This window comes from Enterobacter sp. JJBC (assembly GCF_036936505.1).
In the GTDB taxonomy this organism is placed as follows: Bacteria; Pseudomonadota; Gammaproteobacteria; order Enterobacterales; family Enterobacteriaceae; genus Enterobacter; species Enterobacter hormaechei_C.
Genome location: NZ_CP136935.1, coordinates 393,506 through 407,760 on the forward strand (window position 1 = coordinate 393,506; position 14,255 = coordinate 407,760).

Below are 14,255 nucleotides of genomic sequence, written 5' to 3' on the forward strand. Positions count from 1 at the left end.
GCTGGCGCATCAATATGACATTCAGGTTAAGTGTTGGTTGCGGGAGTTTGAAGAGTTGAGGGGAGTTTGATGACAATCACCCTAGGCCCGGCCAGCGCAGCGCGACCGGGCGCTGTTGCCGGATGCGCTGCGCTTATGCGGCCTATGATTTAACGACATTAATCATCCACGGCACGCCGTATTTATCGGTGACTTTCCCGAATCCGTGCGCCCAGAAAGTCTCCTGCCAGGCCATTTCGACATTGCCGCCATCAGAGAGGTTGTCGAACCAGCGTTTGCCTTCATCCACGTCCTGCGTGTCGAGCACCAGCGTAAATCCGGCGTACTGCGTGCTGCTACCGGGTGGCAGACCATCGCTCATCATGATATCGCTGCCGGCAATGCGGACATTAGAGTGGGCGATGGCGGTATCCGGGAAGTTCATGCCTGACGGACAGCCTTCTTCGCTGTTTTCGTCTTTGGGCATTTCGCCGAAGGTGATTTTGTAGAGGAGTTCTGCGCCGACGGCCTGCTGATAGAAGGCCGTCGCCTCCGCACAGTTGCCGGCGAAAGAGATGTAGGGACTTAACGGCATAATCTTTACCTCACGTAAGAAAAGCCCGTTAAGTGTAGTTCCCGAACGCCCGGTAAGCGAAGCGTCACCGGGCGGGACAATCAGTTCTTTTTCACGAACTCAGATTTCAGTTTCATCGGACCGAAGCCGTCAATTTTGCAGTCAATATTATGATCGCCTTCAACCAGACGGATATTTTTAACTTTAGTGCCGATCTTCAGCATGGAGGAGCTGCCTTTTACCTTAAGATCTTTCACAACGGTAACGCTGTCGCCGTCTGCCAGCAGGTTGCCATTCGCGTCTTTCACGATCAGCGCATCGCTGTCCTGCGCAGGCTCCGCATCGTTCCATTCATGGGCGCATTCCGGGCAAACGAACATGCCATTGTCTTCATAGGTGTATTCAGAATTGCATTTCGGGCAGTGTGGAAGTTGCATGTGGGTATCCTCAAAAGTGTTAACACGCTGGAAAACGCCAGCTAAATGACGGCAGTGTGCCGAAAAAGGCAGCGAGTATAACGCAAATCCCCACTTTTGTCGGTGATATTGTTTTATAAAAATAGCGCATAAATGCGCAAGCGATGACACGAACTGTCAGTGAATTAAGAGAAGCGTATGCCCTGAACGGCAGAGATCGTAATCATGCTAAATGTATCGAATATTTTATTACAGCAAATTGCTACGCTGTGCCATTTCGGATAAGGTGAAGGAACAAGCCGTTATTTATCTACCCTCCTCTGACGACATACATCTTTTGGCGTCAGGGAATACCTCTCTTTTTTGGTGGGTAAATAACGATGATATATCCTGATGTTTCCTGAAAATGCGTTTTGTCTATTCACTTTTGGCTTTCTGGCCAGGGGATGTTTTACACGTATTACGAGGGTGGGTTTTAAATTCTCATTATCTTCAGTTAGTTGTATTAAATGAACATGTTTTCCATACGTGATCATATAAGCCTGAAAAGTATAATTAAAACATCGTGGCTTAATAAAAGTAATAAATTTGCGTTAAGGGAAGGCTTTTATCATGCACACACAGACCATATTTGAATTAAGCCAGGAAGCTGAACGTTTGTTACAGCTCGCTCTGAACAATCTTGATTCATTAAAATCTATGCCGATTGCAAAACTGGATAGCACAACCGCTGCCATGAGCGGCGTTAATAACAACGTTTTGCCATTGCATTTTAGCGCACGAGGTGTCGACGCTCAGCAGGCGATGCTGAATAATGAATTACGCAAAATAACCCGCCTCGAAATGGTACTGGCGATTGTGGGTACCATGAAAGCGGGAAAATCGACCACCATTAATGCGATTGTGGGCACGGAAGTGCTGCCGAACCGCAATCGTCCGATGACGGCGCTTCCCACGCTGATCCGCCATACGCCGGGCCAGAAGGAGCCGGTGCTGCATTTTTTGCACGTTTCGCCCATCGATACCCTGATTACCCAGTTGCAGAAAAAACTGTGCGATAAAGATCGCGGCAAGCTGGCGCGGCGTCTGGAAATCGACAAGGACATGAATACGCTGCTGGAGCGCATAGAAAGAGGTGAGGCGTTTGAAAAACATCACCTGGGCGCGGAGCCCATCTTTCATTGTCTGAAAAGCCTGAACGATCTGGTGCGGCTTTCTCAGGCGCTAGGCGTGGAGTTTCCGTTCTCTGAGTATGCCGCGATTGAACATATTCCGGTGATTGAGGTGGAGTTTGTGCATCTCGCCGGTCTGGATGCGCACCTGGGGCAACTGACGCTGCTCGACACGCCGGGGCCGAACGAGGCCGGTCAGCCGCACCTGCAAAAAATGCTCAATGAGCAGTTGGCGCGCGCCTCCGCCGTTCTGGCGGTGATGGACTACACCCAGCTTAAATCCATTTCTGATGCTGAGGTTCGTCAGGCAATTTCGGCTGCCGGGAAATCCGTGCCGCTTTACGCCCTGGTCAACAAATTCGATCAGAAAGATCGTAATAGCGACGATGAAGAGCAGGTGCGGGCGATGATTTCCGGCACGCTGATGAAAGGGAATATTTCTCCGGGGCAAATTTATCCGGTCTCTTCCATGTGGGCCTATCTGGCAAACCGCGCCCGCTATGAGATGAACGTCCATGGGCGCCTTCCCGATCATCAGGATCAGCGTTGGGTACAGGATTTTGCCGAGGCCGCGCTGGGCCGCCGCTGGCGAACGGCCGACCTGGACGATATTGACCATATTCGCCATGCGGCGGATCTGCTGTGGGAGGATTCGCTGTTCGAACAGCCCATCCGCAAACTGATTTACGCGGCTTACGCCAACGCCTCACTGTTCGCTTTACGGTCGGCATCGCATAAGCTGCTGAACTATGCGCAAAATGCCAGAGAATACCTGGACTTTCGCCATCAGGGACTGACGGTCGCTTTTGATGAGCTGGAGCTGAATATTGCGCGCCTGGAAGAGGATATGACGATGCTGCGTCAGCGGCAGAGCGTGGTGAGCGATGAGGTCCAGCATGAAGTTGAAGAGGCGCTCAACGCAACGGATGCTTTTCTGCTTCGCCAGAAAGATGAACTTCACCAGGCGCTGGGCGACATTTTTAGCCGCCCGTCTATTCTTGACTTAGCAGGCCGCGAGCCATCCAGTTTGCGTGAAGACGACGCGGATGCGATCCAGCAGCTGGTGCTTGACGATGAAGGGCATGCGCAGATTGTCCTGAGCAAGATCCGATCGTCATGCGAGCAGATTATGCTGAATGCGCAGAGCAGAATTGGCCGGGAGCTGGCGTTACGCTTCGATCAGCTGGAGTCTACGCTCGCCCGATCGTTGAATGAGGCGATGCGACCCATCGAGACGCGAATTAAGGAACAGCTCAGTCATGCCGGATTTCGGGCGCGGATTAGCTTCCCGGCGTTTCAGGCAAACCAGCTTAATTTCAATACGCGCGGGTTATTTAATGATGCCATTGTGCAGGACACCCCTCCCGCCAGTCAGCCAGCAGGGGCAGGCAGCGTACGTAATACCGTCTCGCGCTGGCTCAATAATCCCGGCTGGGGCTGGGAGGAGTATGTCGTGACGCGCACACGCTATGTCATCGACATCGCTCAGCTTCATGGCAAATTTACGCAACATACCGATCAGTTTTGCGATCAAATTCGTAAAGCTTTGGCCGCGCAGGTCGATGTCTCTGTTACGGCAGGTATGGCAACGTTCTTTGCAGAGTTTTCGTTGTGCCTGACCGGGTTACAGGAAAGCTTGCGTGATAGCCTTGCCGTTCGGCAGCAGAATGAGCATTCAACCCGGGCGCTTAGCCAGTTGTTGAAGCAAAGTATGACCACTGCGGCGTGGATTCAGGAAGATACCCGACTGTTACGCGATGATATTCAAACCTTATTCGCGGCAGAGCAACCATGACAACACAGCTACTGGACGGTCCCGGGCGGACGCTGGAGTGTATTCATCCAAAATTTATGGTCGATTTGGTCCAGGGGGCGGATGCTGCACGTCACGCCCTCCTGGGGCCACAGCAACTACAATTTCGTGAGCGTTTGACGCAGGAGATCATTACGCAGACCCGGCTGCGGCCGTGGGCAATGGCGGGAATGCTCAACGAAAATGCAGCACTGCGGCTGGGTCTGGCGGAGAAACTTGCCGGTATGCTCGACCCCGGACACCTTGCGCTGACCCGTATGTCCGACAGGCTGGTAGCCCTGCGCCAGCAGGTGAATCCACGCCTCCCTCAACCTCCCGGATTGTTGCAACAGTACGAGGAGCTCTCCGCACATTTCAACCAGCGTGCCGCCTATAAAGAGAAAGCGCTCGCGCAGCGAGGCCTTACGGTTCAGGCGGGTGAGCACAGCGAGCAAATTTTTACCCGCTGGCGAGCCGGGCAGTATGACGGCTGGTCGCTGGCTGGCCGCTGCTTTATCGTGCTGGAAGAGTTGCGCTGGGGGGCGTTTGGCGATGCCTGTCGTCTGGCGAATAGTGATGTGGCGGCCATGCTGAAAGATAACCTGCGCAGCATGGCCGCAAATTATCTGGCACAGGAGATTAATGCTTCTCCCACCACCCGGCATTTTTACCATCAGTGGCTGACGACGCCCGCTTCTCCCGGTCTGATTGATTATAAAGATATGCTGGGCTGGCTGGGGGACTGGTGTCAGGCGGAAAAACATCCGGTGAGCTGGTCAGTGACGCAGAGCTGGCAAACGGTCGCGCTGGGGATGCCAAGACTCTGTTCGGCAAAACGGCTTGTGGATGGCATGGTGGAAGAGATATTTGGTACGTGATTGCCCCCCTCTTTTTAAAGAGGGGGGCGAAAGGGTTAGTGGTGCATTTCTACCGCTTCATGTTCTGTCCGGGACTCAGGCACATGCCCAAAGCGTCTGGCGTACAGTGCCGTGATGATAGGGACCAGAATTGCCGTCACAATCACGCTGGCGGCAACCAGAGCCGTGGCGGAAGCGGCTACGGGTTCAAAGGCCGGGTTAATCTGGGCGATAATCACCGGGTTGGCTACCGCAGCGCCTGCGGCCGAAGAGGCGGCCACACCCGCGGTTCCGTTGCCGCCCCCGATGACGCGGTCTGCAATAATCAGCGGAATACCCGTGATGACGATGACGGCAACACCCAGCACAATACCCAGCAGGCCGGTTTCCAGAATTACGTTCAGGTTGATGGTATTGCCCAACGCGAAGCCGAAGAACGGGATCAGTACCGGGGTGGCTTTGCTGAAGAAATCGCGCAGATCGTGATCGAGGTTACCCAGCGCAAAACCAATCAGGAACGGCAGGATCGCCCCGACAAAATGGTGTAGTTCAAAGGAGGCAAGGCCAGCAGAACCCAGAATCAACATCGTCATCAGTGGACCCGACTCCAGGGACATCAGCACGAACGCGCCCGATTCTTCTTTGGTGCCATATTGATTCATCAGGCTGGCATAGAGACCGCCGTTGGTCATATCCATTGCTGAGACAATGGCCAGAACGGATAATCCGGCGAAGAAGCCAGTCTGAATTCCATTCTCCGGAATGAACATCGCACAGATCATGGCAACAACCCAGGCGACCGCAATTTTAGTAATGACCAACGTCCCTGATTTACGTAATACCGTACCTGTTGCACGCAAGTTAATAGATGCGCCGATGCAAAAGAACCAGACTGCCAGAATCGGTACCGTTCCGGTGATCATACCTTTTGTAAAACCGCCAAAATAAGCACCGGTATTCGGGGCCAGCGTATTTAATATCGCGCCAAGTACCAGCGGGACCAGCATCATCCCGCCCGGGATGCGTTCTATAGTTGCTTTAATCTTCATCATTAACCCTCACATCTCGCCCGCGTGGCTGGCGGAAATCTCAAAAAATAGATCAACAAATTCAAATGATTGCCTTTTTGGAGGCCAATCGATTCGTTACTTATGCTGTAAAGTGAAATTAAGGCGTTCAGTATTCCTTCATTTGAAAGCCGCTGAGATATCGTGTTCGGATTTATCATGCGATCTTTGGAATTGCGATTCAATCAAAACGAAACGCTGTTTTAGTTATCTCCGTCACATATTGAATGGAAACAGGTTTGCCCATGGTTAATAATTAAATTTTGTGTAAATTCGCTGTGAAGAAATGTGTCTGTATTTTGTTTGGGAATGAATAATAACGGGCGTTAAGATCTGTTTGATAAGGGGGTTGAGAATGACCTTACTTATCGTGAATTGACAAAAGCTGAAGGCATCTTACGAACAGGAAAAATATATGTGAAGTTGATCACATATATAAACGCTGGTAGGGTAAAAAGGTCTTTAACTGCCCAGACAGGCGTCAACAGGTTCGGTTGTATTGAGGTAAAACGTCAATGTAAGTAAACCTGCTACGCTTGAATAAGGAGATTCGCATGGAGCGGATCTCTGGTTCACAGCTTGCAAAATGCGCTGTGAAACGGACGGGGCTGAGTCTACGAGGAAAGCTATGCTTAGAAGGAAAAAAGTAAAACCCATCACGCTGCGCGATGTCACCATTATTGATGACGCGAAACTGCGCAAAGCGATTACAGCGGCCTCGCTCGGTAATGCGATGGAGTGGTTCGATTTTGGTGTTTACGGCTTTGTGGCCTATGCACTTGGTAAAGTGTTCTTCCCCGGTGCCGATCCCAGCTTGCAGATGATTGCCGCGCTGGGTACGTTCTCCGTTCCCTTCCTGATTCGCCCTCTTGGTGGTCTTTTCTTCGGCATGCTGGGTGATAAATATGGTCGCCAGAAAATCCTGGCTATTACCATTGTCATCATGTCGATAAGTACATTCTGTATCGGCCTTATTCCGTCGTATGCGACTATTGGTATATGGGCGCCGATTCTGCTGTTGATCTGTAAGATGGCGCAGGGCTTCTCCGTTGGCGGCGAATATACCGGTGCATCGATTTTTGTCGCCGAATATTCTCCGGACCGTAAACGCGGCTTTATGGGCAGCTGGCTGGACTTTGGTTCGATTGCCGGATTCGTCATGGGCGCGGGGGTTGTCGTTCTGATCTCAACCGTAGTGGGTGAAGAGAACTTCCTTGACTGGGGCTGGCGTATTCCGTTCTTCCTGGCGCTGCCGCTGGGCATCATTGGGCTTTACCTGCGTCACGCCCTGGAAGAGACGCCTGCGTTCCAGCAGCACGTTGAAAAGCTGGAGCAGGGTGACCGTGAAGGGTTACAGGATGGCCCGAAAGTGTCGTTCAAGGAGATTGCGACCAAACACTGGCGCAGCCTGCTGACCTGTATTGGTCTGGTGATTTCCACCAACGTCACCTATTACATGCTGCTGACCTACATGCCGAGCTACCTGTCGCATAACCTGCACTACTCGGAAGACCACGGTGTGCTGATTATTATCGCCATCATGGTAGGTATGCTGTTTGTGCAGCCGATTATGGGTCTGTTGAGCGACCGCTTTGGCCGTAAGCCATTCATTATTCTCGGCAGCGTCGCCTTGTTCGCACTGGCAATTCCGGCCTTTATTCTGATTAACAGCAATGTGCTGGGGCTGATTTTCGCCGGTCTGCTGATGCTGGCGGTGATCCTCAACTGCTTCATCGGGGTGATGGCTTCTACGCTGCCGGCAATGTTCCCGACGCATATTCGCTACAGTGCGCTGGCGGCAGCCTTTAATATCTCCGTTCTGATTGCGGGCCTGACGCCGACACTTGCTGCTTCACTGGTGGAGAGCACGCAGAACCTGATGATGCCTGCTTACTATCTGATGGTCATTGCGGTGGTCGGCCTGATTACCGGTATTACCATGAAGGAGACGGCGAATCGTCCCCTGAAAGGGGCAACGCCTGCGGCGTCTGATATTCAGGAAGCGAAAGAGATCCTGCGTGAGCACTACGATAATGTAGAGCAGAAGATTGAAGATATTGACGCAGAGATCGAGGCGCTCCAGAAAAAACGTTCTCGCCTGGTTGACCAGCATCCGAGAATTAACGAGTGATAAAAAAACCCGCCGCTGGCGGGTTTTCTTTTATTAGCATCCTGCGGCGATGTAGTCGCCGCCAGCGCTGACGGGGATCACCGTCAGAAACAGGACCGTCGCGAACAGTATCAGAACAACCCCTCCGGCAATTTTGACCATCGGCATTATCCAGTTCAGGGACGTGCCGCCACCAAACCAGGCTACTGTGCGTTCACGTGCGTAACGTACTGCCAGCGACAGCCCCATAATCGACAGCGCCGTGCCCAGCGACATTGTCATCACAGCAGCAATCCCCCAGCTAATAATGCCGAGCGCATTCGAGAACATCAGGATCATAATTGCCCCGCTGCACGGGCGTGCGCCTATGGCCAGCACCACGCCCAGACGGGTTTTCCAGTCGCTTTTAGCCAGATCCACCCCTACGCCGTGATGGCCGCAGCCACAATGTTCATTATGCTGGTGAAGCGGCTTGATGGCGCTAATCGCCATTTTGCGCGGACGCAGGCTGCTGAGCGCCTGATAAATGATAAATGCACCGAAGGCGGCAATCAGTAGGGCGCTGATTTTCTCGACGTACCAACGGCTGGTGCTGATATCCCCTGACGCGAAGTTCAATCCAACCGCCAGGATAAAGACAAAGGCGATTGCGCTGACGCCCTGCATCAGGCTACCGATAAACGGTACGACGCGCGCCGCGAGCTGGCTCTCTTTATTGGTGGTGAGATACGTGGTGACGATGAATTTGCCGTGTCCCGGTCCAACGGCATGGAGTACACCATAAAGAAACGCACCGGTTAACAACCACAGCCCACCGCTGTACTGATGATTATTAAGTTGCAGCAAATACATCACCAGATAACGGTGCAGGGTGATCTGGGTGGCGAGGCACCACTGAATAAAAGCATTCCAGTGCCCATGCAGTGCAAAACCTGCCATAAGTAACACCAGCACGGCGAGCCCGGCGGTTGGGAGACGCCAGTCACGTTGAAGTCGTTGTGTCGTCATGAGGTTGACCCGCGAGAGAAATATTTGCCGCTAGTATAGTGTTCAAATCGCTGGATCACACCGGGATCGTCAATGGATTGTGGATAAGTCTGTGCGTAAAAAGGTATAAGGCGGGGTTTTGCTGGGGAATACAGCAATCAGTCATTTTTTTGCAACTTTTCTGTTGCGGTCGCTCGGGAACTCCCTATAATGCGCCTCCATCGACACGGCGGATGTGAATCACTTCACAAACAACCCGGTCGGTTGAAGAGAAAAAATCCTGAAAATCAGGGTTGACTCTGAAAGAGGAAAGCGTAATATACGCCACCTCGCGACAGAGCGCTGAAGCGCGTCGCAACTGCTCTTTAACAATTTATCAGACAATCTGTGTGGGCACTCAAAGTGACATGGATTCTTAACGTCCTCGGACGATAAATGAATACCAAGTCTCAACGAGTGAACACGTAATTCATTACGAAGTTTAATTCATTGAGCATCAAACTTTTAAATTGAAGAGTTTGATCATGGCTCAGATTGAACGCTGGCGGCAGGCCTAACACATGCAAGTCGAACGGTAACAGGAAGCAGCTTGCTGCTTCGCTGACGAGTGGCGGACGGGTGAGTAATGTCTGGGAAACTGCCTGATGGAGGGGGATAACTACTGGAAACGGTAGCTAATACCGCATAACGTCGCAAGACCAAAGAGGGGGACCTTCGGGCCTCTTGCCATCGGATGTGCCCAGATGGGATTAGCTAGTAGGTGGGGTAACGGCTCACCTAGGCGACGATCCCTAGCTGGTCTGAGAGGATGACCAGCCACACTGGAACTGAGACACGGTCCAGACTCCTACGGGAGGCAGCAGTGGGGAATATTGCACAATGGGCGCAAGCCTGATGCAGCCATGCCGCGTGTATGAAGAAGGCCTTCGGGTTGTAAAGTACTTTCAGCGGGGAGGAAGGTGTTGAGGTTAATAACCTCAGCAATTGACGTTACCCGCAGAAGAAGCACCGGCTAACTCCGTGCCAGCAGCCGCGGTAATACGGAGGGTGCAAGCGTTAATCGGAATTACTGGGCGTAAAGCGCACGCAGGCGGTCTGTCAAGTCGGATGTGAAATCCCCGGGCTCAACCTGGGAACTGCATTCGAAACTGGCAGGCTAGAGTCTTGTAGAGGGGGGTAGAATTCCAGGTGTAGCGGTGAAATGCGTAGAGATCTGGAGGAATACCGGTGGCGAAGGCGGCCCCCTGGACAAAGACTGACGCTCAGGTGCGAAAGCGTGGGGAGCAAACAGGATTAGATACCCTGGTAGTCCACGCCGTAAACGATGTCGACTTGGAGGTTGTGCCCTTGAGGCGTGGCTTCCGGAGCTAACGCGTTAAGTCGACCGCCTGGGGAGTACGGCCGCAAGGTTAAAACTCAAATGAATTGACGGGGGCCCGCACAAGCGGTGGAGCATGTGGTTTAATTCGATGCAACGCGAAGAACCTTACCTACTCTTGACATCCAGAGAACTTAGCAGAGATGCTTTGGTGCCTTCGGGAACTCTGAGACAGGTGCTGCATGGCTGTCGTCAGCTCGTGTTGTGAAATGTTGGGTTAAGTCCCGCAACGAGCGCAACCCTTATCCTTTGTTGCCAGCGGTCCGGCCGGGAACTCAAAGGAGACTGCCAGTGATAAACTGGAGGAAGGTGGGGATGACGTCAAGTCATCATGGCCCTTACGAGTAGGGCTACACACGTGCTACAATGGCGCATACAAAGAGAAGCGACCTCGCGAGAGCAAGCGGACCTCATAAAGTGCGTCGTAGTCCGGATTGGAGTCTGCAACTCGACTCCATGAAGTCGGAATCGCTAGTAATCGTGGATCAGAATGCCACGGTGAATACGTTCCCGGGCCTTGTACACACCGCCCGTCACACCATGGGAGTGGGTTGCAAAAGAAGTAGGTAGCTTAACCTTCGGGAGGGCGCTTACCACTTTGTGATTCATGACTGGGGTGAAGTCGTAACAAGGTAACCGTAGGGGAACCTGCGGTTGGATCACCTCCTTACCTTAAAGAACCTGCCTTTGTAGTGTCCACACAGATTGTCTGATGAAAAGTAAATAGCAAGGCGTCTTGCGATTGAGACTGTACGTCCCCTTCGTCTAGAGGCCCAGGACACCGCCCTTTCACGGCGGTAACAGGGGTTCGAATCCCCTAGGGGACGCCACTTGCTGGTTCGTGAGTGAAAGTCACCTGCCGCCATATCTCAAAACTGACTTGCGAGTCACTTTTGAGATATTTGCTCTTTAAAAATCTGGATCAAGCTGAAAATTGAAACGACACACAGCTCATGTGTGTTCGAGTCTCTCAAATTTTCGCAATCAGAAGTGAAACATCTTCGGGTTGTGAGGTTAAGCGACTAAGCGTACACGGTGGATGCCCTGGCAGTCAGAGGCGATGAAGGACGTGCTAATCTGCGAAAAGCGCCGGCGAGGTGATATGAACCTTTGACCCGGCGATGTCCGAATGGGGAAACCCAGTGTGTTCCGACACACTATCGTTAACTGAATACATAGGTTAACGAGGCGAACCGGGGGAACTGAAACATCTAAGTACCCCGAGGAAAAGAAATCAACCGAGATTCCCCCAGTAGCGGCGAGCGAACGGGGAGCAGCCCGGAGTCTGAATCAGCTTGTGTGTTAGTGGAACGGTCTGGAAAGTCCGACGGTACAGGGTGATAGTCCCGTACACGAAAATGCACATGCTGTGAACTCGAAGAGTAGGGCGGGACACGTGGTATCCTGTCTGAATATGGGGGGACCATCCTCCAAGGCTAAATACTCCTGACTGACCGATAGTGAACCAGTACCGTGAGGGAAAGGCGAAAAGAACCCCGGCGAGGGGAGTGAAAAAGAACCTGAAACCGTGTACGTACAAGCAGTGGGAGCCTCTTTATGGGGTGACTGCGTACCTTTTGTATAATGGGTCAGCGACTTATATTCTGTAGCAAGGTTAACCGTATAGGGGAGCCGAAGGGAAACCGAGTCTTAACTGGGCGTTAAGTTGCAGGGTATAGACCCGAAACCCGGTGATCTAGCCATGGGCAGGTTGAAGGTTGGGTAACACTAACTGGAGGACCGAACCGACTAATGTTGAAAAATTAGCGGATGACCTGTGGCTGGGGGTGAAAGGCCAATCAAACCGGGAGATAGCTGGTTCTCCCCGAAAGCTATTTAGGTAGCGCCTCGTGAACTCATCTTCGGGGGTAGAGCACTGTTTCGGCTAGGGGGCCATCCCGGCTTACCAACCCGATGCAAACTACGAATACCGAAGAATGTTATCACGGGAGACACACGGCGGGTGCTAACGTCCGTCGTGAAGAGGGAAACAACCCAGACCGCCAGCTAAGGTCCCAAAGTCATGGTTAAGTGGGAAACGATGTGGGAAGGCACAGACAGCCAGGATGTTGGCTTAGAAGCAGCCATCATTTAAAGAAAGCGTAATAGCTCACTGGTCGAGTCGGCCTGCGCGGAAGATGTAACGGGGCTAAACCATGCACCGAAGCTGCGGCAGCGACGCTTATGCGTTGTTGGGTAGGGGAGCGTTCTGTAAGCCGTTGAAGGTGTGCTGTGAGGCATGCTGGAGGTATCAGAAGTGCGAATGCTGACATAAGTAACGATAAAGCGGGTGAAAAGCCCGCTCGCCGGAAGACCAAGGGTTCCTGTCCAACGTTAATCGGGGCAGGGTGAGTCGACCCCTAAGGCGAGGCCGAAAGGCGTAGTCGATGGGAAACAGGTTAATATTCCTGTACTTGGTGTTACTGCGAAGGGGGGACGGAGAAGGCTATGTCAGCCGGGCGACGGTTGTCCCGGTTTAAGCATGTAGGCGGAGGTTCCAGGTAAATCCGGTACCTTGTTAACGCTGAGGTGTGATGACGAGGCACTACGGTGCTGAAGTGATAAATGCCCTGCTTCCAGGAAAAGCCTCTAAGCATCAGGTAACACGAAATCGTACCCCAAACCGACACAGGTGGTCAGGTAGAGAATACCAAGGCGCTTGAGAGAACTCGGGTGAAGGAACTAGGCAAAATGGTGCCGTAACTTCGGGAGAAGGCACGCTGATATGTAGGTGAAGTCCCTGCGGACGGAGCTGAAATCAGTCGAAGATACCAGCTGGCTGCAACTGTTTATTAAAAACACAGCACTGTGCAAACACGAAAGTGGACGTATACGGTGTGACGCCTGCCCGGTGCCGGAAGGTTAATTGATGGGGTCAGCGGCAACGCGAAGCTCTTGATCGAAGCCCCGGTAAACGGCGGCCGTAACTATAACGGTCCTAAGGTAGCGAAATTCCTTGTCGGGTAAGTTCCGACCTGCACGAATGGCGTAATGATGGCCAGGCTGTCTCCACCCGAGACTCAGTGAAATTGAACTCGCTGTGAAGATGCAGTGTACCCGCGGCAAGACGGAAAGACCCCGTGAACCTTTACTATAGCTTGACACTGAACACTGGTCCTTGATGTGTAGGATAGGTGGGAGGCTTTGAAGCGTGGACGCCAGTCTGCGTGGAGCCATCCTTGAAATACCACCCTTTAATGGCTGGTGTTCTAACGTAGACCCGTGATCCGGGTTGCGGACAGTGTCTGGTGGGTAGTTTGACTGGGGCGGTCTCCTCCCAAAGAGTAACGGAGGAGCACGAAGGTTGGCTAATCCTGGTCGGACATCAGGAGGTTAGTGCAATGGCATAAGCCAGCTTGACTGCGAGCGTGACGGCGCGAGCAGGTGCGAAAGCAGGTCATAGTGATCCGGTGGTTCTGAATGGAAGGGCCATCGCTCAACGGATAAAAGGTACTCCGGGGATAACAGGCTGATACCGCCCAAGAGTTCATATCGACGGCGGTGTTTGGCACCTCGATGTCGGCTCATCACATCCTGGGGCTGAAGTAGGTCCCAAGGGTATGGCTGTTCGCCATTTAAAGTGGTACGCGAGCTGGGTTTAGAACGTCGTGAGACAGTTCGGTCCCTATCTGCCGTGGGCGCTGGAGAATTGAGGGGGGCTGCTCCTAGTACGAGAGGACCGGAGTGGACGCATCACTGGTGTTCGGGTTGTCATGCCAATGGCACTGCCCGGTAGCTAAATGCGGAAGAGATAAGTGCTGAAAGCATCTAAGCACGAAACTTGCCCCGAGATGAGTTCTCCCTGAGACTTTAAGTCTCCTGAAGGAACGTTGAAGACGACGACGTTGATAGGTCGGGTGTGTAAGCGCAGCGATGCGTTGAGCTAACCGATACTAATGAACCGTGAGGCTTAACCTTACAAC

At 52.6% G+C, this 14,255-nt stretch carries 7 protein-coding genes, 1 tRNA gene and 2 rRNA genes; 6 read left to right on the top strand and 4 right to left on the bottom strand.

Features of this window, described 5'->3' with window-relative positions; all coding sequences use genetic code 11:
- Positions 1-142: 142 nt before the first annotated feature.
- Together yjdN and RY075_RS01900 are read right to left on the bottom strand one after the other, a co-directional pair.
- Positions 143-574: a VOC family metalloprotein YjdN gene (yjdN, locus tag RY075_RS01895; RefSeq protein ID WP_003860208.1), complete on the bottom strand. Its 432-nt coding sequence runs from the start codon at positions 572-574 to the stop codon at positions 143-145.
- Positions 575-654: 80 nt separating this feature from the next.
- Complete coding sequence (locus tag RY075_RS01900) at positions 655-990, bottom strand: zinc ribbon domain-containing protein YjdM (RefSeq protein WP_003860206.1); 336 nt, start codon at positions 988-990, stop codon at positions 655-657.
- Between the two features lie 591 nt (positions 991-1,581).
- Here RY075_RS01900 and crfC point away from each other — a divergent pair.
- Together crfC and RY075_RS01910 are read left to right on the top strand one after the other, a co-directional pair.
- Positions 1,582-3,936 (top strand): clamp-binding protein CrfC, encoded by a 2,355-nt coding sequence (gene crfC, locus RY075_RS01905; RefSeq protein ID WP_045337009.1) that lies wholly within the window; start codon positions 1,582-1,584, stop codon positions 3,934-3,936.
- Positions 3,933-4,811: a diguanylate cyclase regulator RdcB family protein gene (locus tag RY075_RS01910; protein ID WP_003860203.1), complete on the top strand. Its 879-nt coding sequence runs from the start codon at positions 3,933-3,935 to the stop codon at positions 4,809-4,811. Before crfC ends, RY075_RS01910 begins: the two co-directional genes overlap by 4 nt.
- 35 nt (positions 4,812-4,846) lie before the next feature.
- Here RY075_RS01910 and kdgT read toward each other — a convergent pair whose 3' ends face one another.
- Positions 4,847-5,839 carry a 2-keto-3-deoxygluconate transporter gene (gene kdgT, locus RY075_RS01915; RefSeq protein ID WP_003860201.1) on the bottom strand — a complete coding sequence of 331 codons (993 nt, stop codon included), beginning with the start codon at positions 5,837-5,839 and terminating at the stop codon, positions 4,847-4,849.
- A gap of 646 nt (positions 5,840-6,485) precedes the next feature.
- Between kdgT and proP the strand changes: the two genes are divergently transcribed.
- On the top strand, positions 6,486-7,988 hold the full coding sequence (gene proP, locus RY075_RS01920; RefSeq protein WP_003860199.1) for a glycine betaine/L-proline transporter ProP: 1,503 nt from the start codon (positions 6,486-6,488) through the stop codon (positions 7,986-7,988).
- 33 nt (positions 7,989-8,021) lie between these two features.
- Here the strand turns inward: proP and RY075_RS01925 are convergent, their stop codons facing one another.
- Positions 8,022-8,975 carry a nickel/cobalt transporter gene (locus RY075_RS01925; RefSeq protein ID WP_023324028.1) on the bottom strand — a complete coding sequence of 318 codons (954 nt, stop codon included), beginning with the start codon at positions 8,973-8,975 and terminating at the stop codon, positions 8,022-8,024.
- Between the two features lie 485 nt (positions 8,976-9,460).
- Between RY075_RS01925 and RY075_RS01930 the strand changes: the two genes are divergently transcribed.
- The 3 genes from RY075_RS01930 to RY075_RS01940 all read left to right on the top strand — a co-directional run bounded on the left by RY075_RS01930 (position 9,461) and on the right by RY075_RS01940 (position 14,250).
- Positions 9,461-11,002, top strand: a 16S ribosomal RNA gene (locus RY075_RS01930).
- An 84-nt stretch (positions 11,003-11,086) separates the two neighbouring features.
- Positions 11,087-11,162: transfer RNA gene (locus tag RY075_RS01935), tRNA-Glu, on the top strand.
- 182 nt (positions 11,163-11,344) lie between these two features.
- Positions 11,345-14,250 (top strand): 23S ribosomal RNA (locus RY075_RS01940).
- Together the 16S and 23S rRNA genes with 1 tRNA gene alongside form the textbook arrangement of a ribosomal RNA operon.
- Positions 14,251-14,255 lie beyond the last annotated feature (5 nt).

Excerpts from the sequence above, each read along its gene's own strand:
- RY075_RS01910 (WP_003860203.1), top strand. The coding sequence starts at position 3,933 with ATGACAACACAGCTACTGGACGGTCCCGGGCGGACGCTGGAGTGTATT.
- yjdN (WP_003860208.1), bottom strand. The coding sequence starts at position 574 with ATGCCGTTAAGTCCCTACATCTCTTTCGCCGGCAACTGTGCGGAGGCG.
- proP (WP_003860199.1), top strand. The coding sequence starts at position 6,486 with ATGCTTAGAAGGAAAAAAGTAAAACCCATCACGCTGCGCGATGTCACC.
- kdgT (WP_003860201.1), bottom strand. The coding sequence starts at position 5,839 with ATGAAGATTAAAGCAACTATAGAACGCATCCCGGGCGGGATGATGCTG.
- crfC (WP_045337009.1), top strand. The coding sequence starts at position 1,582 with ATGCACACACAGACCATATTTGAATTAAGCCAGGAAGCTGAACGTTTG.
- RY075_RS01925 (WP_023324028.1), bottom strand. The coding sequence starts at position 8,975 with ATGACGACACAACGACTTCAACGTGACTGGCGTCTCCCAACCGCCGGG.
- RY075_RS01900 (WP_003860206.1), bottom strand. The coding sequence starts at position 990 with ATGCAACTTCCACACTGCCCGAAATGCAATTCTGAATACACCTATGAA.